The sequence below is a fragment of the Novosphingobium sp. BL-S-21 genome, assembly GCF_055521655.1.
The window spans coordinates 2,757,325-2,778,445 of sequence record NZ_CM145496.1 but is presented as its reverse complement, the minus strand read 5'-3'; the positions used below and the strand labels follow the sequence as shown (position 1 = coordinate 2,778,445).

The 21,121-nt window shown below is 66.9% G+C and carries 18 protein-coding genes and 1 tRNA gene; 10 read left to right on the top strand and 9 right to left on the bottom strand.

The annotated features are described in order from the left end of the window. The first annotated feature begins 38 nt into the window (after nt 1-38). The 6 genes from ACZ1J6_RS21800 to ACZ1J6_RS21775 all read left to right on the top strand — a co-directional run bounded on the left by ACZ1J6_RS21800 (nt 39) and on the right by ACZ1J6_RS21775 (nt 9,643). Entirely contained in the window at nt 39-2,447 is a 2,409-nt protein-coding gene (locus tag ACZ1J6_RS21800) for a TonB-dependent receptor (RefSeq protein ID WP_431568636.1), read from the top strand. 145 nt (nt 2,448-2,592) lie between these two features. Further along, a complete protein-coding gene (locus ACZ1J6_RS21795) occupies nt 2,593-5,778 on the top strand; it encodes an autotransporter outer membrane beta-barrel domain-containing protein (protein WP_431568635.1) in 3,186 nt (1,061 codons plus the stop codon). Between the two features lie 258 nt (nt 5,779-6,036). Beyond that, on the top strand, nt 6,037-7,371 hold the full coding sequence (locus tag ACZ1J6_RS21790; RefSeq protein ID WP_431568634.1) for an oligogalacturonate lyase family protein: 1,335 nt from the start codon (nt 6,037-6,039) through the stop codon (nt 7,369-7,371). A gap of 152 nt (nt 7,372-7,523) precedes the next feature. After that, a complete protein-coding gene (locus tag ACZ1J6_RS21785; protein ID WP_132261631.1) occupies nt 7,524-7,703 on the top strand; it encodes a hypothetical protein in 180 nt (59 codons plus the stop codon). 108 nt (nt 7,704-7,811) lie between these two features. Continuing rightward, nucleotides 7,812-8,468: a glutathione S-transferase family protein gene (locus ACZ1J6_RS21780; RefSeq protein WP_431568633.1), complete on the top strand. Its 657-nt coding sequence runs from the start codon at nt 7,812-7,814 to the stop codon at nt 8,466-8,468. Nucleotides 8,469-8,578: 110 nt separating this feature from the next. Further along, nucleotides 8,579-9,643, top strand: a complete 1,065-nt coding sequence (locus tag ACZ1J6_RS21775) for an AI-2E family transporter (protein WP_132261628.1) — start codon at nt 8,579-8,581, stop codon at nt 9,641-9,643. A 95-nt stretch (nt 9,644-9,738) separates the two neighbouring features. Here the strand turns inward: ACZ1J6_RS21775 and ACZ1J6_RS21770 are convergent, their stop codons facing one another. The 6 genes from ACZ1J6_RS21770 to ACZ1J6_RS21745 all read right to left on the bottom strand — a co-directional run bounded on the left by ACZ1J6_RS21770 (nt 9,739) and on the right by ACZ1J6_RS21745 (nt 14,948). Further along, nucleotides 9,739-10,371 carry a DUF4198 domain-containing protein gene (locus ACZ1J6_RS21770; RefSeq protein WP_431568632.1) on the bottom strand — a complete coding sequence of 211 codons (633 nt, stop codon included), beginning with the start codon at nt 10,369-10,371 and terminating at the stop codon, nt 9,739-9,741. Between the two features lie 27 nt (nt 10,372-10,398). Next, complete coding sequence (locus tag ACZ1J6_RS21765) at nt 10,399-12,624, bottom strand: TonB-dependent siderophore receptor (RefSeq protein ID WP_431568631.1); 2,226 nt, start codon at nt 12,622-12,624, stop codon at nt 10,399-10,401. A gap of 179 nt (nt 12,625-12,803) precedes the next feature. Further along, on the bottom strand, nt 12,804-13,157 hold the full coding sequence (locus tag ACZ1J6_RS21760) for a DUF3060 domain-containing protein (protein WP_165921299.1): 354 nt from the start codon (nt 13,155-13,157) through the stop codon (nt 12,804-12,806). A gap of 140 nt (nt 13,158-13,297) precedes the next feature. Next, a complete protein-coding gene (locus ACZ1J6_RS21755; protein ID WP_134095171.1) occupies nt 13,298-14,008 on the bottom strand; it encodes a spermidine synthase family protein in 711 nt (236 codons plus the stop codon). A gap of 46 nt (nt 14,009-14,054) precedes the next feature. Next, nucleotides 14,055-14,360, bottom strand: a complete 306-nt coding sequence (locus ACZ1J6_RS21750) for a DUF6481 family protein (protein WP_132261622.1) — start codon at nt 14,358-14,360, stop codon at nt 14,055-14,057. Between the two features lie 498 nt (nt 14,361-14,858). Continuing rightward, a tRNA-Ser gene (locus tag ACZ1J6_RS21745) sits at nt 14,859-14,948 on the bottom strand. 152 nt (nt 14,949-15,100) lie between these two features. Between ACZ1J6_RS21745 and hspQ the strand changes: the two genes are divergently transcribed. Beyond that, nucleotides 15,101-15,481 (top strand): heat shock protein HspQ, encoded by a 381-nt coding sequence (gene hspQ / locus ACZ1J6_RS21740; RefSeq protein ID WP_132268793.1) that lies wholly within the window; start codon nt 15,101-15,103, stop codon nt 15,479-15,481. 88 nt (nt 15,482-15,569) lie between these two features. Here hspQ and ACZ1J6_RS21735 read toward each other — a convergent pair whose 3' ends face one another. Next, nucleotides 15,570-16,460: an ABC transporter permease gene (locus ACZ1J6_RS21735; RefSeq protein WP_431568630.1), complete on the bottom strand. Its 891-nt coding sequence runs from the start codon at nt 16,458-16,460 to the stop codon at nt 15,570-15,572. A 93-nt stretch (nt 16,461-16,553) separates the two neighbouring features. On the opposite strand from ACZ1J6_RS21735, the gene ACZ1J6_RS21730 reads away from it, so the two are divergent. The 3 genes from ACZ1J6_RS21730 (at nt 16,554) to ACZ1J6_RS21720 (ending at nt 18,683) form a co-directional block, all read left to right on the top strand. Continuing rightward, nucleotides 16,554-17,258 carry a GcrA family cell cycle regulator gene (locus ACZ1J6_RS21730; protein WP_465128040.1) on the top strand — a complete coding sequence of 235 codons (705 nt, stop codon included), beginning with the start codon at nt 16,554-16,556 and terminating at the stop codon, nt 17,256-17,258. Between the two features lie 22 nt (nt 17,259-17,280). Next, entirely contained in the window at nt 17,281-17,982 is a 702-nt protein-coding gene (locus ACZ1J6_RS21725) for a peptidylprolyl isomerase (RefSeq protein ID WP_431567287.1), read from the top strand. 488 nt (nt 17,983-18,470) lie between these two features. After that, entirely contained in the window at nt 18,471-18,683 is a 213-nt protein-coding gene (locus ACZ1J6_RS21720; RefSeq protein ID WP_431567286.1) for a hypothetical protein, read from the top strand. A gap of 195 nt (nt 18,684-18,878) precedes the next feature. Here ACZ1J6_RS21720 and ACZ1J6_RS21715 read toward each other — a convergent pair whose 3' ends face one another. Both ACZ1J6_RS21715 and ACZ1J6_RS21710 read right to left on the bottom strand, forming a co-directional pair. Then, nucleotides 18,879-19,553: a flagellar hook assembly protein FlgD gene (locus tag ACZ1J6_RS21715; protein WP_132268667.1), complete on the bottom strand. Its 675-nt coding sequence runs from the start codon at nt 19,551-19,553 to the stop codon at nt 18,879-18,881. A 12-nt stretch (nt 19,554-19,565) separates the two neighbouring features. Continuing rightward, nucleotides 19,566-21,005 carry a flagellar hook-length control protein FliK gene (locus ACZ1J6_RS21710; protein WP_431567285.1) on the bottom strand — a complete coding sequence of 480 codons (1,440 nt, stop codon included), beginning with the start codon at nt 21,003-21,005 and terminating at the stop codon, nt 19,566-19,568. Nucleotides 21,006-21,121: the final 116 nt, after the last annotated feature.

Genomic DNA, 21,121 nt, shown 5'->3' with positions numbered 1-21,121 from the left:
TGAAGGGTGCGGCGTGGCTTCTGGCGGCCCTCGCGGCCATGCCTGCGACCGCCTTGGCGCGCGATGCCGACGTGCTGACGCGCGCCGGCACGGCGAGCGAAGCCGTCGTCGAACTGGCGCGCCAGACCGGCACCAGCATCGTCATCGCCGATCCGGCGATTGCCCGCCGCCCGATCCCCGCACTGCGGGGGCGCATGCCCGTGGCCGAGGCGCTGAACCGGCTTGCCCGCGCGGCCGGGGCGCGCGCCGTTCCGGTCGGTCCCTCGGCCTGGCGGCTCGAAGCCGCGCGGCCCGCAGCGCCCCTCGCCCGCCCGCCTCGTGAGGCAGCCCGAACCGCAGCGCCCTCCGCCCCTGTCGAAACGCGCGGCGAGCCGATCGTCGTCCAGGCCACCAAGCGCGACTTGCGGGTGGAGGATGTGCCCGGCCAACTCGCGATCCTTGACGGCAAGGCGCTGGAATCGGGCGGCGTGGGCGGGACGGAGAAGTTGACCCGCCAGTTGGCGACCGTGTCCTCGACCCATCTCGGCAGCGGGCGCAACAAGCTGTTCATCCGCGGCATCGCCGATTCCAGCTTCACCGGCCCGACCCAGGCCACCGTCGGCCAGTACCTGGGCGACATGCGGCTGACCTACAATGCGCCGGACCCGGATCTTCGCCTGTCCGACCTTGCCCGCGTGGAAGTGCTCGAAGGACCGCAGGGCACGCTCTACGGCGCCGGATCCCTGGGCGGGATCATCCGTCTGGTGCCTCATGCCCCGGTCATGGGGGAAACGGGCGGCACGGTGATCCTGGGCGGCTCGCTGACTCAGCACGGCACGCCCGGTGCCGATGCCAGCGCAACGGTCAATCTGCCGCTCGCGGGCGAGAGCGTGGCCCTGCGCGCCACCTTGGACAGCTCCACCTCCGGCGGGTACATCGACAAGCCACTGCTCGGCCGCACCAACGTCAACCGTTCCAACGTGCTGGGCGGCAAAGTGGCCCTGCGTGCCCGGATCGCGCCCGACTGGACGATGGACCTGCTCGCGCTGGCCCAGACCACCGAGGCCGACGACAGCCAATATGCGGACCGGGACGGCAAGCCGCTGGAAAGCTCGGCGCGGGTGCCCGAAGGCTCAAGGGCGGACTATGCCCTCGGCCAGTTCGTGGTCTCGGGACGGATCGGCGCGGTGAATCTGCGGTCGACCACCGGGATCGTCGCGCAGGACCTGCACGAGCATTATGACGCCAGCGAGCCCGGCGGCGATCCGCGGCTGTTCTCGCAGACCAACGATACCCGCATGATCGTGCACGAGACGCGCCTCTGGCAGAGCGAGCGGCACGGCTTCGGCTGGCTGCTCGGCGCGAGCTACACCCACAACCGCACCACCCTCAATCGCGACTTCCAGAGCCCGGCCTTGTCGGTGCGCAAGGCAGCGACGGGGGTGCGCAACACCATCGACGAATTCACGCTCTACGGCGAGGCCAGCCTGCATCTGGCCGGTCCGCTGACGGCGACCGGCGGCGGCCGCCTCACCCGCTCGCGGCTCGGCGGCGACGGGGAGGATATCGCCATGGCCACTACCATGGCGCTCGCCGCCTCGGGCGTGACGGCAAAACGCACGATGAGCACTTTCCTGCCCTCCTTCGCGCTGAACGCCCGTTTCTCGCCGGAAGATTCGCTCTACTTGCGCTACCAGGAAGGCTTCCGCCCCGGCGGCTTCGCGATCGAGAGCAATGCCGTGCGCCGTTTCCAGAGCGACCGCACCGGCACGTTCGAAGTCGGTGCCCGCCACGGCCGCGCCGGCGCCAGCCCGTTCGACATGGCGCTCAGCCTTTCCTACACGCGCTGGCGGGACATCCAGGCAGACTTCATCGACGGCTCCGGCCTGCCCAGCACGGCGAACATCGGCGACGGCCGCGTCTGGTCCGCCAGCATCTCGGGCGGCGTGCTGCTCGCGCCCGGCCTGCGCGTGGAACTGGGCGCGACCTGGAACGAGAGCAAAGTGGACGAACCGTCCGCGGCGCTGGTGCAATACGTGCTGGCGCCGGTCGGCCTGGCAGCGGCTACGCTGTCGCGGGCGGACGTCCTGCGCTATGTGTCAGCGCGGGGCATGCAGGTGCCGAACATCGCCCGGTTCGCCGGCCACTCGGCCCTGGCATGGACGCATGAGCTTGGCGGGTTCCGGGACGGAGACTGGGCGATCAACGCCAACGGCTGGGTCAATTACATCGGCCGCTCGCGCCTCGGCATCGGGCCGGAACTGGGCGCACCCCAGGGCAACTACGTCGACAGCGGGTTCGACATGCGCTTCGGCACGCCTGCTTACGGCCTCACCCTGAGCGTGACCAACCTCGCCGATGTCCAGGGCAACCGCTTCTCGCTCGGCACGCCGTTCAGTACCGGCCGCGAGCAGGTGACGCCGCTGCGCCCGCGCACCTTGCGCCTGGGTCTCGACGCGCGGTTCTGACGGCACGATCCGCGCACCGGCCATCGCCGGATCCCCGCCTTCCCTGCTGACGGGCGGGCAAGCGCGGACGGCAAGCGAAACTTTTTTCCAAGGCTGCCGGCGAGTGTCTCCGTCTCAGGTGTCAATACGACCTGAAGGGACGAAGATGCCTCGCTACCTGCTTGCTTCCACCGCGCTTTTCGCACTGGCGACTGCAGCCCACGCCGAAGACGTGACGACCAAGAAGACCACGCCGCTGCTCACCTCGACGATCAAGGCCGGTGCGGCCGACGCGATCAACGTGACCAAGGACGGCTCGGTCGTGCTGACCGGCGGCACGGCCGTGACGATGGACAGCAACAACAACGTCGCCAATGCCGGCGCCCTGACCGTCACCAATGCCAACGGCGCGCGCGGCATCGTCGCCAATGCCGGGACCACGGGCGACATCGTCAACACCGGCACGATCACGCTGGACGAGCCCTATACCCCGACCGACGACGACAAGGACGGCGATCTCGACGGTCCCTTCGCGCTCGGCTCGAACAGGATCGGCATCCGCACCGAAGGCGATCACATCGGCAAGATCACCCAGAGCGGCACGATCACCATCGAGGGCAACGATTCCGCAGGCGTTTCGCTGGGCGGCAAGCTCACCGGCAATTTCACCCATGACGGCAAGACCAGCGTGCTGGGCGACAACGCGATCGGCGTGAAGACCGGCCAGATCGACGGCAACGTCCGCCTCGCCGGCTCGGTCCAGGCCCAGGGCAAGAACGCCATCGGCGCGCAGTTCGGCGGCGACGTCAACGGCGCGATGGTGGTGCAGGGTTCGATCGTCTCGACCGGCTACCGCTATCCCACCCCGCCCGCCGATCCTTCCAAGCTCGACGCCGACGACCTGCTTCAGGGCGGCTCCGCGATCGTCGTTGCGGGCAATGTGACCGGCGGCATCGTCCTGGCCGTGGCGCCCAAGGACAGCGATCCCAACAATGCCGACGAGGATGGCGACGGCATTCCCGACGCCACCGAAGGCGCGGCCAAGGTCTCCAGCTACGGCAAGGCGCCAGCCATGATGATCGGCGCGGCCGGCAGGGATATCGCCATCGGCCCGGTTGCGGCCACGGCCAGCAAGTACGGCCTCCAGATCGACGGCACCGTCGAAGGGCACGGCCTCTACACCGGCATCGACGGCAATGGCCTGGCCATCGGCGGCCTTGGCGGCAACGTCACCATCGCGGGCGGCATCGGCATCAACGGCTCGGTCGCCGCGACTTCCAAGGACGCCGCCGCCACCGCCCTGCGCCTCGGCGCGGGGGCGAGCACGCCGCTGATCCAGAACGCCGGCACCATCAGCGCCTCGGGCGCCCAGGCCGTCGCCGTCCGCATCGACGCCGGCGCCAGCCTCCCCATCTTGCGCAACTCCGGCACGATCAAGGCAGCCGCGGTCAACGAGAACGGTTCGGCCACCGCCATCAGCGATGCCAGCGGCACGCTGGCCCTCGTCGAGAACAGCGGCGCCATCTCGGCCACCGGCGCCAAGGCGGGATCGGGCAGGAACATCGCCATCGACCTCTCCAGGGCGGCCGGCAGCGTGACGGTGAAGCAGACCCAGGTGGGCGCGGGCTTCACCGCCCCCTCGATCGTCGGCGACATCCTGCTGGGCGGCGGCAACGACGTGGTCGACATCGCCGACGGCACGGTGACCGGCAACGTCGCGTTCGGCAGCGGCAACAATACCCTCTCGCTTTCGGGGGACGCCGTGCAGACCGGCAATGTCACTTTCGGCGCCGGGTCGGACAGCATGACCCTGGCGGGATCGTCGCGCTTCGTCGGCACGGCGGACTTCGGCGGCGGCACCGATACGCTTGCCCTTGCCGGCACTTCGGTGTTCTCGGGCGCGCTGGCGAATGCCGGCAATCTCGCGGTCAAGATCACCGGCGGCACGCTCGACGTGAAAACGCCGGCCTCGATCGGGTCCCTCGAAGTCGGCAAGGACGGCGTCCTCGCGGTGACGCTGAACAAGGCACCGGGCCAGGGCTCGGCCTATAACGTCGCCGGTACCGCCTCCTTCGCGGACGGGGCCAAGCTCTCGATCAAGCTGGCCGACGTCTCGACCGCCGAAGGCAGCTACCAGGTGCTCACTGCCGGCACGATCCAGGGCCGCGACACGCTGAAGGCCGCGACCGATCTTGTGCCCTACATGTTCAAGGCCACGCTGAACGATACCGCCGCCGCCAATACCCTGGTGGTGGACATTGCCCGCCGCACCGTGGCCGAACTAGGCCTCAACCGCTCGCAGGCGACGGCCTACAATGCGATCTTCACGGCTCTCAGCCAGGACGAGAAGATCGAGGACGTGTTCCTGGGCATCACCAATGGCGACCAGTTCCGCCAGAGCGTGGGCCAGATGCTGCCCGACCATGCGGGCGGTGCGTTCGAAGGCATCAGCCTCGGCGCACGCACGCTCGCGCGCCAGCTCATGGACCCGGTCAACCCGGTCTGGGGCGAAGGCCGGTTCAGCACGACGATGAACCTCTCGTTCTGGGGCAGCGACAAGAACGCGGGCAGCACCGCGGCCTACAACCTGCAAGGCTACGCCATGTCGCTGGGCGCGGAGTACCTCACCGGGCTCGGCCGGTTCGGCGGCACGTTCTCGTACTTGTGGAACCGCCACACCAGCGGCGGCACCAGCGAGATCAAGTCGAACTCGTTCGAATTCGCCGGTCACTGGCGCGGCCAGTTCGGCGCGGTACAGGGCTTCGGCCGCGCCTCCGTGGGCCGTTCGAACTACGACAGCGAGCGCCAGTTCATCGGCGCGATCGGTACCGAGAACGTCAACCGCACGATCAAGGGCAAGTGGAACGGCACGTTCGTGACCGCAGCGGGCGGCGCCTCGTGGGAGGGCGGCGGCAGCCACTTCTTCTACCGTCCCGCCGTCTCGGTCGACTACGTGCGCCTGAAGGAAGACGGCTATACCGAGAACGGCGGCGGCAAGGCGCTCGACCTCACGGTGGCTTCGCGCACCAGTGACGAGCTGGGCGTCAACGGCGGCCTGACCCTCGGCATCGACTTCATGGGCATGCAGAGCCGCGACGAGAACTGGTTCCGCGTCGAGACCGAGGGCGGCTGGCGCGAAATCGTCAGCGGCGGCATCGGATCGACCACCGCCCACTTCGCCGGTGGCCAGAACTTCACGCTCGACGGCGACGAGGCCACCAGCGGCTGGTTTGCCCGCCTGCGCGCAGTGGGCGGCACGCTGGGACTGACGATGGGCGGCGAACTCTCGGCCGAGGATCGCCACGGCCATGTCGACCTCGCCTTGCGCGGATCGGTCACCATCGGCTGGTGATCGTCCGCGCCTGAGCAAGGCTGGAAACGGCCACCGGACCGGCGCCCCAGCCGGTCCGGACCGCCGCGCAAGGAACGCCGCCCCACCCCAACCCCGCGCCCCCAAGGCGCACGGCGTTCCTTCCGCCCAGCCTCCGGCCCCGGTCGTCCCCAAATGCGACCGGGGCCGGACCCTTTTCGACCCGCCTCTCACCGGCGCGACGCTTGCCATGATCCCGATATCCGGTATTCCATTTCGCAAAATGGAACGGAGATGAGGATGAACAGAGCCCTGTCGGCACTCGTGGCGGGCGCAGCGGGCGCAGCGCTGATATTCGCGGCGCCAGCGTCAGCATCGGGATCGGAATCGGCATCGGCTGGACCCGGCCCGCGCGAATGGGTCGATCCGGTCACCGGGCACCGCATCGTCCGGGTGGACGACCGGCCCGGCGTCTATGGCCTCTACTTCAATTACAACGCCTTCACGCCCGGCGGGGACCGCATGGTCTACCTGACGGCGGAAGGCATTCGCACGGCCTCCACCCGCGACTGGTCCACCAGGCTGGTGTTCCGGGGCAAGGTGGACCGCCTGCTCTTCACCGGCCATACCCGCGCGACGGCCTATTACACCACCCGCCCGGCCGGCAGCGACGATGGCGAGGGACCGTTCACCGTCTGGATGCTGGACCTGGACACCGGCAAGTCGCGGCAGGTCGCCAGCATGCCCGGCGGCCGCATCGAATCCATCAATGCCGACGATACGCTGCTCGCCGGCCATCGCGAACTGGCGCCTCCGCCGCCGGCGATCGCCGCGCAGGGCCGGCGCGATCCGAAGACCGGCTCACCCACTTATTCCGGTACCGACGCGCAGGGCCGCCCGCTGCCTTTCGCCGAAGCCAAGGCGCGCTGGATGGATGCCCGGCTGGCCGCGAAAGTGCCGATGGAGATCTTCACGCTCGATATCGCCACGGGCGCCGCCCGCAGCATTCACCGTGCCACCGACTGGCTCAACCACGTCCAGTTCTCCCCCACCGATCCGGCGCTGATGATGTTCTGCCACGAGGGCCCCTGGCACAAGGTCGATCGCATCTGGACGATCCGCACCGACGGCAGCGATCTCACCCGGATCCACCACCGCACGATGCAGGGCGAGATCGCCGGGCACGAATACTGGTCGAGCGACGGCAAGGCGATCTGGTACGACCTGCAGATGCCCCGCGGCGGCATGCTCTGGCTCGCCCGCCACGAGATCGGCGCAGGCCGGGATGCGGCGAAAGGTCCTGCACGCCGCACCTGGTACAAGGTCGCGGCCGACCAGGGATCCTACCACTACCTCACATCCCCGGACGGCACGGTCGTCGCCGGGGACGGCAACGATGCGGGCAAGTTCATCAGCCTCTTCCGTCCCGTGCCGGACCCTTCCCCCGAAGCCGCCGAAACGCTGGACGGAGACCGCCTGATCGCGACCGGATCGCTGAAAAGCGAGAGGATCGTCGATCTCTCCCGCCAGGACTATACCCTGGAGCCGAACGAGCACTTCACGCCGGATGGGCGCTGGCTGGTCTATCGCGCCAATGTCGAAGGCCGGCCCGCGCTCTACGCCGCGCAGCTCTGAGGATCGGCCCGGCCAGCGGGCATGCCGGCCCAGTGTGGGCGGCGCGCGGTTTCGGCCTGGTCTGAGCACTTATGCCCACAGGAGCCAATCGGCTTCTCGCGCGCTTTCCTATGGTCACGGTCCTTCGTGACCAGAAACGCCAGGAGAGAGAAATGAGCATCAAGGGCCAAGCAAAGGAAGCCGCCGGCTACGTGAAGGAAGAAGCCTTCGAGCACGGCAAGTCGCCCGAAAGCCAGGAAAAGGCCCAGGAAGGCCGCGATCTTCGTAACGAAGGCCGCATCGAAGACGGCAAGGCGCCGAAGCCGGGCGCTCCGGGCACTGAAAAGCCCTAACCCCTTACAAGGCCGCCTGCGCTCCATTTCGATGGCGCCAGGCGGGCCTTGTCCCTTTCGAAGGCCCGCTGTCGGGACCTTGTTGCCGGTTTCCGCGTTAAGTCCGGCATGATTACTGTCCATCACCTTGAAAACTCGCGCTCCCAGCGTGTCCTCTGGCTGCTGGAAGAGCTGGGGCTGCCTTATGCGGTCCGCCGATATAAGCGCGACGAGAAGACGATGCTGGCGCCCCCCAGCCTTCGCAAAGTCCATCCGCTCGGCAAATCGCCCGTGATCGTCGATGACGCGCCTGTCGAGGACGGAGGCGCAGGGCAGGCCCCGCGTACGGTCGCCGAGACCGGCGCGATCATCGAATATCTCACGGAAAAGGCCGGTGGCCGCCTTGGCCCGCCGCAGGATCGCGAGGGTGCGCTGCACTATCGCCACTTCCTGCACTATGCCGAAGGCTCGCTGATGCCGCCGCTACTGGTCAAGCTGGTGCTCGGCCAGATCCCCATCCTCGGGCGCCATGCCCAGAAGCGGCTGCAACCGATGATCGACGTTCATCTCGACTTCGTGGAGCAGGAACTGTCGCGCCGCGAATGGTTCGCCGGCAGCGCATTCACCGCGGCCGATGTCATGATGAGCTTCCCGCTGGAAGCCGCGCGCAGCCGTGCCGGGCTGGACGATGCCCGGCCCGCGACGATGGCCTGGCTCGACAGGATCCACGCCCGCCCCGCCTATCAGGCCGCGCTCGCCAGCGGCGGTCCGTACAAATATGCCTGACGCGCCCGCCGTTGCCGCTTGCCTGAATTGACAGGCGGCAAGGCGGCGGAGCAAAGCGCGGAACGGCGCGTTTCGACGCGTGACGAATTTCGACAGGGGCAATTCCAGAAATGACCATGAACCGGGCGCGCGTCGAGAACGGGGGCTTGATCCTCTTCCTGGCCGCGATCACCATCGCCCTCACCCTCGTGGTGTCGAGCTTCATCGGCGCCCTGCTCTGGGCCGCGCTGGCCGCGCTGTTGTTCCAGCCGCTGTTCCAGCGCCTGCTCGCCCGCTGGCCGGAGCGCCGCAACCTTGCCGCGGCCCTCACCCTGCTGGTCATTTCCGTGGCGGTCGTGATCCCGGCGCTGATCATCACCAGCCTGGTCGTCGAACAGGCCGCCGGCGTCTACGCCCAGATGCGCGACGGACAGATCAACTTCGCGGAATATTTCCAGAAGATCCACGACGCCCTTCCTTTCCGGATCCAGGAACAGATCGACGGCTTCGGCTTCAACTCCTTCGAGCGCGCCCAGGCCCGCATCAGCGAGGCGGTGAGCAACAGCGTCAGCGTGATCGCCAGCCGCGCGCTGGCCATCGGCGCCAATGCCGCGTCCTTCATCCTCGCCTTCGGCGTGGGCCTCTATGTGACGTTCTTCCTGCTGCGCGACGGCGAGAAGATCGGCCCTGCCGTGGTGCGCGCGCTCCCGCTCGAACTCAACGTGGCGCGCCGCCTGTCGGAGCGTTTCGTGATCGTGGTGCGGGCGACGATCAAGGGCAGCGGCCTGGTCGCCCTGGCGCAAGGCGCGCTGGGCGCCATCACTTTCGCCATCGTGGGCCTGCCCGCCGCCCTGCTCTGGGGCCTGCTCATGGCCATTGCCGCCCTGCTGCCCGCCATCGGCCCGGCCATCATCTGGGCCCCGGTCGCGGTCTACCTCCTGGCCACCGGCGCGATCTGGCAGGGCGCCGTGGTCGTCGGTTCGGGCGTGCTGGTCATCGGCCTGGCCGACAATGTCCTGCGGCCCATGCTGGTGGGCCGGGACACCGGCATTCCGGACTGGCTGGTGCTGGTGACGACGCTGGGCGGGATCGAACTGGTGGGCCTCAGCGGCATCGTGATCGGCCCGCTCGCCGGCGCCCTGTTCATGACCGGGTGGAAGATCATGACCGAACAGCGCATCGGTCACGAAATCTAGGTTTCCTTCGGCGCCGTTTCCGCTCCGGCGGAAAGGCCTGACCACGAAAAGCGCCGCGGGGAGCAAGCCTCCCCGCGGCGTTTTTGTCGTTCCGGTCAATCGACCAGGAAGCTGGTCGTGGCGATGCGGTGCAGCACGGCCACTTTGCCGACCGAGGTTTCGAAGGCGCCTTCATCCTTCTGCGAGGCCGTCAGCAGATAGCGCCCCTTCCCGCGCACCGGCACGGCGACCACGCCCTGGGCATCGGTCTTGAGCGACTTCTTCCACTTGTCCGGCGAGATCACGGTGACTTCGGCCCCGGCCACGGGCTTGCCGTCGCGCACGACCACGAAGCGATCGGCTCCGGCACTGGCAGGAGCGATTTCGAAGGGCATGACCGCGCGGGCATCGGCGCGGCCGGCGCGGGCGTAATAGGCCACGGCTTCCTTTTTGCCGTCTTCGCCCCAGGGATCGAAGACGCTGTCATCCTGCGCGCGCACGTCGCCCGCAGGCACCGCCACTTCGAGATAGCCGGCCTTGCGCGTCATCGGCGCCTTGCTGGCGGGGACAAGCTTGGGCGCCTTGAGATGATCGAACTCGGGATCGCCTTCGGGGGGAAGGACTTCCTCGGGTTCACCCAGGTAGATCCGCGCGGGACCGGTGCCGTCGCGTTCGATCCAGACCTCGTGGGCCTGCACGGACGGTGCGAGAATGGCCAGCGCGAGCGGGGCCAGGTACTTGGCTTTCATGGTCGAACTCCTTGCTGAAGGATGGGCTCAGGGATAGGCGAAGCGAAGCGTGGCGAAGACCGTGCGCGGCGTGCCGAAATAGTTGCCGCGTCCGGTGGAGGAGATGCGCGCATAATACGTCTTGTCGAGCACATTGTTCACGTTGACCGACAGGGAGATGCGCTCGTCGAACTCATAGCCCGCGCGCAGGTCGACCACCGCATAGGCGCCCTGCCGCACGATGGAAGAGCGGGTGACGAGCGCGCCGGCTGCGTTGAAGGTTGCCGGATTGCCGCCATAGGTGGAACTGAACCAGGTCAGGCCGCCGCCCAGGCTGAGTCCGGCCAGCGCGCCTGCCGGCGCCTTGTAATTGGTGAAGACCTTGACCGAGTGCTTCGGAATGATCGGCACCAGCGGCAGGCCTTCGAAGCTGGCGTTGGCGTCCTCGAGATACTTGGTGCGGGTATAGCTGTAGCCGCCGTTGATGCGCCAGCCCGGCAGGATTTCCCCGGCCGCCTCGGCCTCGAACCCGCGCGCGCGGACCTTGCCGATCTGCAGCACGACACCGGCATCGTCAGGATCGTTGAACAGGCGGTTGGTCTGCTCGATCTGGTACGCCGCCGCGGAAAGCAGAAGCCGGTCGTTCATCAGCGAGAGCTTGGTGCCCAGTTCGTACTGCGCACCGACCAGCGGCTCGACTTGCTGGCCATCGGGACGGATCCTGCCCGCAGGCGCCGCCTGCGGCGTGAAGCTGTCCGCATAGGAGGCATAGATGTTCCACTCGCGCGTCGCATCCCAGACCAGGCCGGCATAAGGCGTAAAGCGCGCGTCGATGGAATAGCCGCCCTTGCGGCCCAGCGTCGGCAGCAGGGTCTGGGTATCGGTATCCCACCAGGTCAGGCGTCCGCCGCCAATCGCGGTCAGGCCCTCGACCGGGCTGAAGCGCATCTGGCCATAGGCGCCGAACTGCGCGATCCGCGTGTCGCTTGCGCTCAGGTTCTGCGGCACCGTCTGTCCCGTGCCGCCTTGCACCGGGTAAGGGGGCGAAGGCTTGTAGGGATCCAGCGGCGGCTCCAGCGGGGAAACCGGATTGTAGACGTCGATCCGGGCATAGTTCGAAAGGCGCGTGCCGTAGGACTGATAGGAGCTGTCCTGATAGTCGAAGCCCAGGATCAGCGTTTGCTCGCGCCCGAAAGCCGGGAAGCTGCCCACCGCGTTGAAATCGAACGAATGCGACTTCATGAAGCTGTCGCCGCGATAGGCGATGTGGTTCGTAAGTCCGTTGGTTTCCGTGATCGGCTGGTTGCCGATATAGCTGTACACGTCGACGCGCTCGACGTCGGTGTAGAGCGCGCTGGCGCGGATCGTCCAGCGGTCGCTGATTTCGTGAGTAATGTCCGCGAAGGCCGACCAGATGTCGGACTTGAAGCGGTTCCAGTCAGCACCGAGGTAAGTGGAACGCCGAATGTCGAGCAACTGGCCGTCGCTGCCGTCCGCCCCGCCGATCAGGCCCGGCAGGCCCGACTGGATGGCCGGCTTGAAGCGGTCGTAAGTCGCGCCGAAGGTGAAAGTCGTACGCTCGCCGATATCGATCTTGCCGACGCCGAACGCGGTCACGCGGTTGCGATGCGCCACGTCGAAGAACTGGTCCTGGTCCTGCACCATGGCGCCTGCACGCACGGCCACGCCCTTTGCCAGCGGCGCCGAGACGTCGATCTCGCCGCGGAAGTTCTGGTAGCTGCCATAGCCGAGCGATCCCTGCAGCTTCAGCTCGTCCAGCGGACGCTTGCGCACCAGGTTGATACTGCCCGCCGGATTGCCGGAACCGCTGAACAGCCCCGCGGGACCGCGCAGCACTTCGAGCCGGTCATAGGCGAACAGGTCGGGGACGACCGAAGGGAAGCCGAAAGACAGGGTCGGCGTGCCGTCGATCAGGTAATTGCTGATCGCGAAGCCGCGCGACATGTAGGAGGGATCCTCGCTGCCGACGCCGGTGACGGTGATGCCTGGCGTGGCGGTGAGCGCATCTTCCAGCGTGAAGAGGTTCTGCGCCTGGATCTGCTCCCGGTCGACCAGCGTGACGGTATTGGGAATGTCCTTGAGCGGCGTGACCGTCTTGCCGACTTCCTCGCCATAGCTCTTGCCGAGGACGACGATTTCCGGCCCTCGTTCGTTTTCGGCATCGGCCGCCTCGTCGGCCCAGGCCTGCGCCGGGCATAAGGAAAAGATGGCGGCGCCCACGGCGCCGACAGAATTCAACAGACTGGTTTTCACTGGGTCGCTCCCTGATTCGCAGGGGCGGATAGCCAATCCGCTATCGCGAGTCACTCGCAATAGCGGATTGGCTGGAATATTTATCGCTCAGCATGCTGTTGAAACATGCGGGAAATGTTCGGAAACACCTGCCCGGAGCCTGAGCTGTCGGCGCTCACCCCGCGCGCTGCCTGCCCGGCCTAGTTGGCGCGACTGACGCTGTTGCCCACGCCGGTGTTGCTGACCCTCGGCGCGGCCTTGCCCGGCGCGCGCCAGCTGATCCGGTTGCTGCTGCCCACCACGCTGATCGTGGCCTTCTCGGCCAGTGCGGCCGTGACGACATTGCCCGATCCTTCGACCACGAGGCGAGTGCATGCCCCTTCAACGGTGACGCGGTTCTGCGACCCGGTGATCTCGGCGGTACCGCCGCCGCAATCGAGCGTGGAAGTCTGTCCGGCCCCTTCGAGACTTGCCTGGGCGCTGGCGGGCAGCGCCAGGCCTCCACCGGCAAGAAGGGCAAGGCCCGAATAGAGAAAGCGGCGAGAAGTGCTCATGGCCATTGCTTCATCCTCATCGTCTGCACAGGTCGAACTTGCGTGCATGACTTGCACGCTTTTCGTCCAGCATAAATGCCGATGCGGCCATAAGGCTGCCGGGTCGTGAAATGCCCGCATGGGCATTTTCAAACGAGCGTTCAGGCCGCCTTCTGGGCAAACAGGATGACGTGCTCCAGATCGTCACCGCCGATCGTGTCGCCGGTGCGCGCTTCCACGGGCACGACCGTCACCGCGAACCCCATCTGGACCAGTAGCGCCGCAAATTCGGCATCGGGCGTGGCCGACCATATGGCCAGGATACCCCCGGGCGTGAGCGCCGTCATCGCCGACTGGAGGCCCCTGCACGAATAGAGCCAGTCGTTGACCCGGCGCGTCAGCCCTTCCGGGCCGTTGTCGACGTCGAGAAGGATCGCGTCGTAAGCGCAATCCGCCGCGTCGATCAGGATGGCGACATCGTCCTGGACGAGCCGCACGCGATCATCGTCCAGGCATCCCCCGGTCCAGGCTCCCATCGGTCCCCTGGCCCAGGCGATGATTTCCGGCACGATTTCGGCGATCGTCACGCTCGCGTCCCCGCCCAGCACCGCCAGTGCGGCCCGCAGGGTGAAGCCCATGCCATAACCCCCGATGAGCCACTGCGGCGCCGGGCGCACGCCCATGCGCTCGCAGGCCATCGTCGCCAGTGCTTCTTCCGATGCGTAGAGGTCCGTGCTCATCAACTCGTGATGGTCGAGCAGGATGACGAAATCCTCGCCATTGCGGACAAGCCGCAAGCGGTCTCCGTTCGGGACATGGGCAACGTCGATCAGTTCGTCGCCGGGAAGAAGATCAAGACTGACGGCGGTCACCGGAAAGCTCCGGTGCCGCACGGGGGAAAATCATGCATTTACCGTGTCAGTTCCGGCGTGCCTTGCGCGCTGCATATCGCGCATCGCGAGCGGCCTTGCGCTCTGCTTCGGTCGGCGGCGCTGCTGCGGCGGCCTGCTCGGCCTTGAGCGCTGCGGCGCGTTCACGCTTTTCCTTGTCCGCCTTGCGCTTCTCGGCCTGGGCCTGTTCGCGGGCCTCTGCCTTGGCGATGCGTTCCGCCTGGACGGCCGGATCGATCGGCGGCTTCGCCTTCAAGGCTGCAAGCGCTTTCGCGCGCGCCTCGTTCGCGGCCTTGCGGCGGGCCTCAACCCCTGGTTCCTTGTATGCTGCCATTATGCCTTACCCGATTTGAAAGTGGTTAGCGAAAGCGCAGACGCGCCGCGCTCGGTTGAAAGTGCCGCTGATGCCTGCAGCTGCGAGATCACGCCGGCGACCGATCGACCGCAGCGGCCATGAAGCTCTGCATTGAAAACCCAGCGTTGCCGGAGATCATGGACCGATCCTTGTTCGTAGCGTCGAAAGACCAACGTCGACAGGACGCGGCCCCTGGCTCTTGCAGCGACTATGGAACGAGGAAGCCGACTGAACGGTCCAATATCCGTTTAGAGCGACATCAGCGCCGCCCCGATAGCACGATTTCCCGCAAGCGCCCAGCGACATCGAAAGGCGGCACCCCGCCTGCCTCCACGAAGCACGCGCCAGGTCATATCGTCATGCTGATGGATCTGGCTGCCGCATCTCCGCCAACAAACGCACCGGGACCATGTCGCGGAAGCGGCCTTGCAGCGAATACCGATGTCGTTGTAGGTAACTGCGCGTCGCAGTGGCTCTTGGCGGAGAGGGTGGGATTCGAACCCACGGTACGGTTTCCCGTACACTGCATTTCGAGTGCAGCGCATTCGACCACTCTGCCACCTCTCCGCTAGAGATGCGATGCAGCGGACAGAGCCGCCGGGTCAGGAAGCGCGCCGATAGCCCGGCTTATCGGACTTGCCAAGCCCCTGTTTTCAAAAAATGGGGATTGTCCACAAGGCTTGCTTGTGGGCAGGCCGCAGGAAACCTATATTTCTCCTATGAACAAGGCGTCATTTTTTTCTCCGACAGCGGGCCGCGTCATCGACGCGCCGCGTGAAACGCGTGCGCGATTCGCGATCGGGGATGTCGTTCGCCACCGGAACCACGACTTCAGGGGTGTGGTTTTCGATATCGATCCCGTCTTCGCCAACAGCGATGAATGGTACGAGTCCATTCCCCTGAACGTCCGTCCGCGACGCGATCAGCCGTATTACCACCTGCTCGCCGAGAACGAGGATTCCAGCTACGTCGCCTATGTCAGCCAGCAGAACCTGATCACGGATTCCGATGGCGGCCCGGTGGACCACCCCTCGCTCTCGCAGATCTTCGATGACTTCGACAATGGCCGCTATCACTTGCGGCGCGGGCTGACGCATTGAGGGCCTGACGGGCCGTCTCTCCAGACGCAGAAAACCCCGGCCGGAGGGTCCGACCGGGGTTTTTCGAAGACCTTGAAGTGCCGGGCGGTCAGCCCTTGATCTTCCAGCCCGACCGCAGGACCATGTAGACGATCGCTGCCAGCACCGCGTCGAGCAGGCCCATGCCCAGCGCGCTGTGCAGCACCGCCATGTTGGTATCGCCAATGTCGCTGACGCCCAGGAAGCCGAAGCGGAAGCCCGAGATCACATAGAAGAACGGGTTGAGACGGCTGACCACCTGGAAGGCGGGGGCCAGGTTGTCGATCACGTAGAACGTGCCGGACAGCAGCGAGAGCGGGGCGATCACGAAATTGGTGACGGCCGCGTTGTGGTCGAACTTCTCGGCCCAGATCGAGGACAGCAGGCCCAGCAGCGAAAGGAAGATCGAGCCGGTGAGGCCGAACCATACGGCAGCCCAAGGGTGCGCCATGGACAAGTCGACGCCGGGCCACAGCATCATCGCCGCGGTCAGCGCCAGGCCGACGAGCAAGGCGCGGGTCACGGCGGCGCCGGTCATGGCCAGCATCAGTTCGCCTTCGGTCAGCGGCGGCATCAGGTAGTCGATGATGGTGCCCTGGATCTTCCCGGCCAGGAAAGAGAAGCTGGCATTGGCGAAGGCGTTCTGCATCATCCCCATGACGATGAGGCCCGGTGCCACGAAAGTGGCGAAGTTGACGCCGAGCACTTCCCGGCCGCCGCGGCCCAGCGCGACCGTGAAGATGACGAGGAACAGCATCGTCGTGATCGCCGGTGCCCAGATCGTCTGGGTCTGGACCTTGAAGAAGCGCCGCACCTCCTTCATATAAAGCGTCTTGAGCCCCTCCCAGTTCACCTGGTGGATCAGGGCTTCTCCCTTCGCCGGGAAATGGCGCGCCGAAATTGCGGCGGGCGCGATCCCGTCGGACGTCGGCAGTTCGGTCGAATTCGTTTGATCGGGCATGGACCGGCGAGTATCGGCTGCGGCTTTCCAAGGCAAGCCGCGCCACGGAATTTTGGCGATTCTCAGGTCGCCCGATGAAGAGATGGAACACGAATGAGCTGGACGGACGAGCGGATCGAGAAGCTGACCAAGATGTGGGAAGGTGGTGCCACCGCCAGCCAGATCGCGGACGAGCTTGGCGGCGTGAGCCGCAATGCAGTGATCGGCAAGGCCCACCGCCTCGGCCTCAAGGCACGCCCTTCGCCGGTGAAGGCCAACGAGAAGCCCGCGCGCCCGGCGCCGGCCCCCAAGAAGCCGAAGCCGGTGGAAGCAGCGCCCGCTGCGCCCGAGCCTCAGGCCGAAGCCCCGGCGGTACGCGCTGCCGCGCCGCAGCCGGCCGCCGCGCCTGCTCCGCGCGCGCCGGAACCCGCCGCGCCGCCGGTTGCCGCCGACGATGCCGCTCCCGCGCCTGCCCCCAAGGGCCCGCGCGTGGTCTCGGTCGGCCCTGGCGGCTTCCTGCGTCAGGGCCCTGGCGACCAGCAGCAGCCGATCCCGCCGGCGCCGCCGCGCCGCCTGGTGCCGGCCAAGCCGAGCGCGGAAATCGCCGACAAGACCAGCCTGCTCGACCTCAACGACCGCGTCTGCCGTTGGCCGATGGGTCACCCGGGCGAGCCCGACTTCCACTTCTGCGGAGACAAGGTGAACCCCGGGTTCCCTTATTGCGTCGAGCACTGCGGCCGGGCCTATCAGGCCCAGCTGCCGCGCGGCGCGCGCCGTCCCCCTCCGCCCCTGCCCTTCGGCGGCCCGCGGGTACGCTGATCCGATGATGAAGGCGCGGCCCGTGAACCCGGCATTCCGGCTCCTGGCCGCGCCTCTTTCCGCAAGGGCATCGCTCGCTCTTGTGGCGGCCTTCGCGGCGGGTGCCATGGTGCCCCCTGCCCTGGCCCAGGAAGCGCCGGTTGCCGCACCGCCGGTGGCGGCAGCGCCTGTCGAGCATGTCTATGTGGCACTCACCACGAGCGCGGGCGTCATCGTGCTGGATCTCGACAAGACCCACGCCCCGCTGACCGTCGCCAATTTCCTGAAATACGTAGACAGCAAGCGCTTCGACGGCGCGAACTTCTACCGCGCCATGCACATCGACTGGGGCGACCAGCCCAACGGGCTGCTGCAGGGCGGGCTTCAGGGCGTCAATGTCCTCCCGCCCGTCGCCCATGAACCGACCAACATAACCGGCATCAGCCACAAGGCCGGGACGATCTCCATGGCCCGCTTTGCGCCGGGCAGCGCCACCGCCGATTTCACGATCATGCTGGGGGACATACCTTCCCTCGACGCCAAGCCGGATTCCGACAACCCGGACACCCGCGCCGGCTTCGCGGCTTTCGGCCACGTCGTCTCGGGCATGGACGTGGTGCGCAAGATCTGGGACGAGCCGCGCTCCGCCACCAAGGGTGACGGTGTGATGAAGGGCCAGATGCTGGAGCCGATGGTGAAAATCGTCAGCGCCCGCCGCCTCGCAGGTCCGCCGACGGCCCCCTGAAGGCCGGAAATGCTGCTGCGGGAGCCTTGTGAAGGCTTCCCATCCTCCGATTATTAAGAATTCACCGCCTCGCGGAGCGTTAGCTGCTATGCGCAACGCCGCCCTCGCACGCCCCCTCGGCGAATCGATTATCTTGTAATTTCAACGTCGCATCACACCGCTATCGCTCTCGGAATCTCGCCGGTTTTCCGCGGTAAGAGATGATTTACTTTAATTCCGATCGAATACGGGAAATCCCTTAGTTGGTCCTGTCGACCCCTACAGCCATTGCTCTGGCGGGGGTTGTGGAATTCCCTCTCAGGTCCGGGGGCACGGACTGCATCTATTCGGTTCGCTGTACTATTGAGAGTGCGATGGTAGAAAATTTACCTTGGAATTGCGCCGGCGAGGCCGGTCCAAATGTCGTTTCGCACGAAGAGTTCTGGTTCTCGCTGAAACTGAGGGTTGATTCAACTTCTCAGCTTTGGCAGGCGGCCGCGCTTCGCTGCATGAGCCATGCGGACATGTCCTATGAGGACGTGGACGAACTGATCGGTCCGATCGAGGATCCCTCGATCGCCGATTGCCTGATGATCCTGGCGCTGCCGGACCGTATTCCGGGCTGCACGCGGCTGGACGTGGCCCTTCAGGCCGCGGAAAGCCCCAGCCTGGCGGCCACGATCGGCAGCAGCGATTGTCGCTCCACGGTGGGCCAGGCCTGAACGAGAGCATTCGATCCCACCGCGTCGGATCGAATGCTTCAGGTTTCCGGTCTGTCGCGGTTTTCCGGGGCATCGGGTCATTCCACCTGATGGGAAAGGCTTTGGCCGGCCAAACGAAGAACACCCCTGAACCGCGTGGTTCAGGGGTGTTCTTCTTTTACGGACCGGGGCGCCGTGAGGCCCCGGTGGAAGGCCTCAGTTGTCGATGTTGGTCCCGGCCGCGGCAATCGCGACGAGGCCCGATGCCGACATGCGGATGCCGTTCACGCCGAGCATGATGTTCGTGCCGTCCGTCACCACGTCGTTGACGATCGCCACCGAGTTGATCGTGGTGTCCAGTGCATTGCCGGCGCTGTCCGTGGCCGTGACCGAGAAGGTATAGGCGCCGTCCGCAGCCTTGCTGCCGTCCGCCTTGGTACCGTCCCACGAGTAGGAACCCTGCGTTTCGGGATCGAGCGTGACGGTGTTGACGACCGCGCCAGAGGAGTCCTTGATCGTGGCGGTCATCGCGGCGGGCGTGCCGTCCACGTAATAGGTCCAGTGCGCCGGAGCATCGCCGAGACCGGACACCGGGGAATCGAAGCGCGCTTCGCGGCCGATGTAGCTGGAAGCCTGCGACATCTGCTGCGAGGAAAGCTGGCTGAGGATGTCCTTGAGCGAGCCGGTCTGCTGGATCGACTGCTCCACCTGCGAATACTGCACGAGCTGCTGCGTATATTCCGAAGTGTCCATCGGATCGAGCGGATCCTGGTTCGTCATCTGCGTGGTCAGCAGCTTGAGGAAGAGGTTGTAATCGGTCAGCAGGCCCGAAGTGGAGGCCGCGGTCGTATCGGTCGTCGCGGTGGACGAGGTGCCTGAAACGGTGGTCATTGCTCTTGTGCCTTATGCCATGAGATCGACATGGCCGCTGCTGCGCAGAGGCCGGTAGATCGGGTCGTCGCTCCCGCCGAAGCCGTCGGACAGGCCGCTTTGGGCCTGACGCTGGTTCTGTTCGCCCTGCCAGCGCTGCCCGCCGCCCTGCCCGCCAGAGCGGCTGTCAAAGCGCAGGGACTGCCCGTCGGACCGCACGCCGGCATCGGCCAGGGCACGGTTGAGATCGGTGCTTTCGCGGCGCAACATGTCCAGCGAGGACGCGCTGTCGGCCGAGACCACCGCGCGCAGGACGCCGTCGTGGTCGAATGAGAGCCGCACGTCGATCCGGCCCAGGTGGCGTGGGTCGAGGCGGATCAGCAGGTCATCGCTGCCCTTGTCGAGCGCGCGGGCGATCTCGACCCCGATGTCGTTGCCGAACTGCCCCTGCTGCACGGCAACGGTCGCGCTCTGCGGCGCGGACTGCGCGGTGGGCGCGTAAGGCAGCGCGGCGGGGCGGCTGGTGGCGGCGTTCAGCGTCTGGCTGAACAGCGGTGCGGAAAGATTGCCATCGGGCGTGGCGGCGGCCTGGTCGGGCGCCTGCGCGGTATCGACCGGGCTTGCGGCATTGGCCGCCGCGCCCTGGCCGCGAGCGCCTGCCGGTTCCGCGGCTGCGCGCTCGGCCCCCGCGAACGTCCCGGCATTTCCCGTTTTGGCCAGCTTCACCGAAGCCTTGCCCTCGCCGTCGGTGGCGGTCTTGGCGGTCTCGCCGGGCACATCCTCGGACGGCGCCGGCACGGCCTGCGGCGCGACCGCGAGTTGCGGCTGCACCGCCGTCGTCGGCGTCTGCGGGACTTGCGCCTGACCGGCCGGGATCAATGCGGAAGCGTCGGCGTCGAGGTGCTTCGCCTCCGGGGCATCGGCATCGGCATCCGCCGCCGGAGCAGCATCGCCTGCGGCTTCGCCGGTCTCGCCGGTCGGGGCTGCATCTGCCGAAGCTGCCGCCTCGGCGACGAGCTGCGGCAGAAGCGCCTCGGCTTTCGCGACAGGCGGCTTGATATGGTCGGCTTTCGCCGCATGGCTCACATCGGCGGGCTTGGCCCCCGGCGTGGACGTCGCCGGCTTCGCCAGCAGGTTCTCGGCCGGCAAGGCGCCCGCAGCGGCTGCCGCGTCCTGAGCAAGCGTATCGGCGGAAATGACAGGTGCCGGGATCAGCTCGGCAGCAGCCGGTGCCTCAACCGTGGCTGCCGTTGCTGGCGCGCCTGCCTGGACCGTGCCGGAGGCGGCACCCGCGGGCGCCGCCTGCGCTGCGCCGAGCAGCGACTGGAAGGAACCGGTGGCCTGTTCCGCGCTCTTGAAAGCCCCCCCGCCGGCAAGCGCGCCGGCAAGGCTGTCAGCGGCCGCAACTCCGGAGACGGCGGCGGCCGAGGTGCTGCCGCCCGTCGCGGCGGCCATGGGGAACAGGGAATTCACGGAAACCGGCATTAGAAGACGTCTCCCGGCCGACGATCCGCGGCCAACACTTCATCATAGAGGGATTGCAGCCTGCCCGGTCGTGCGATCCTATATTCAGGCCCCTGGCGCGGGAC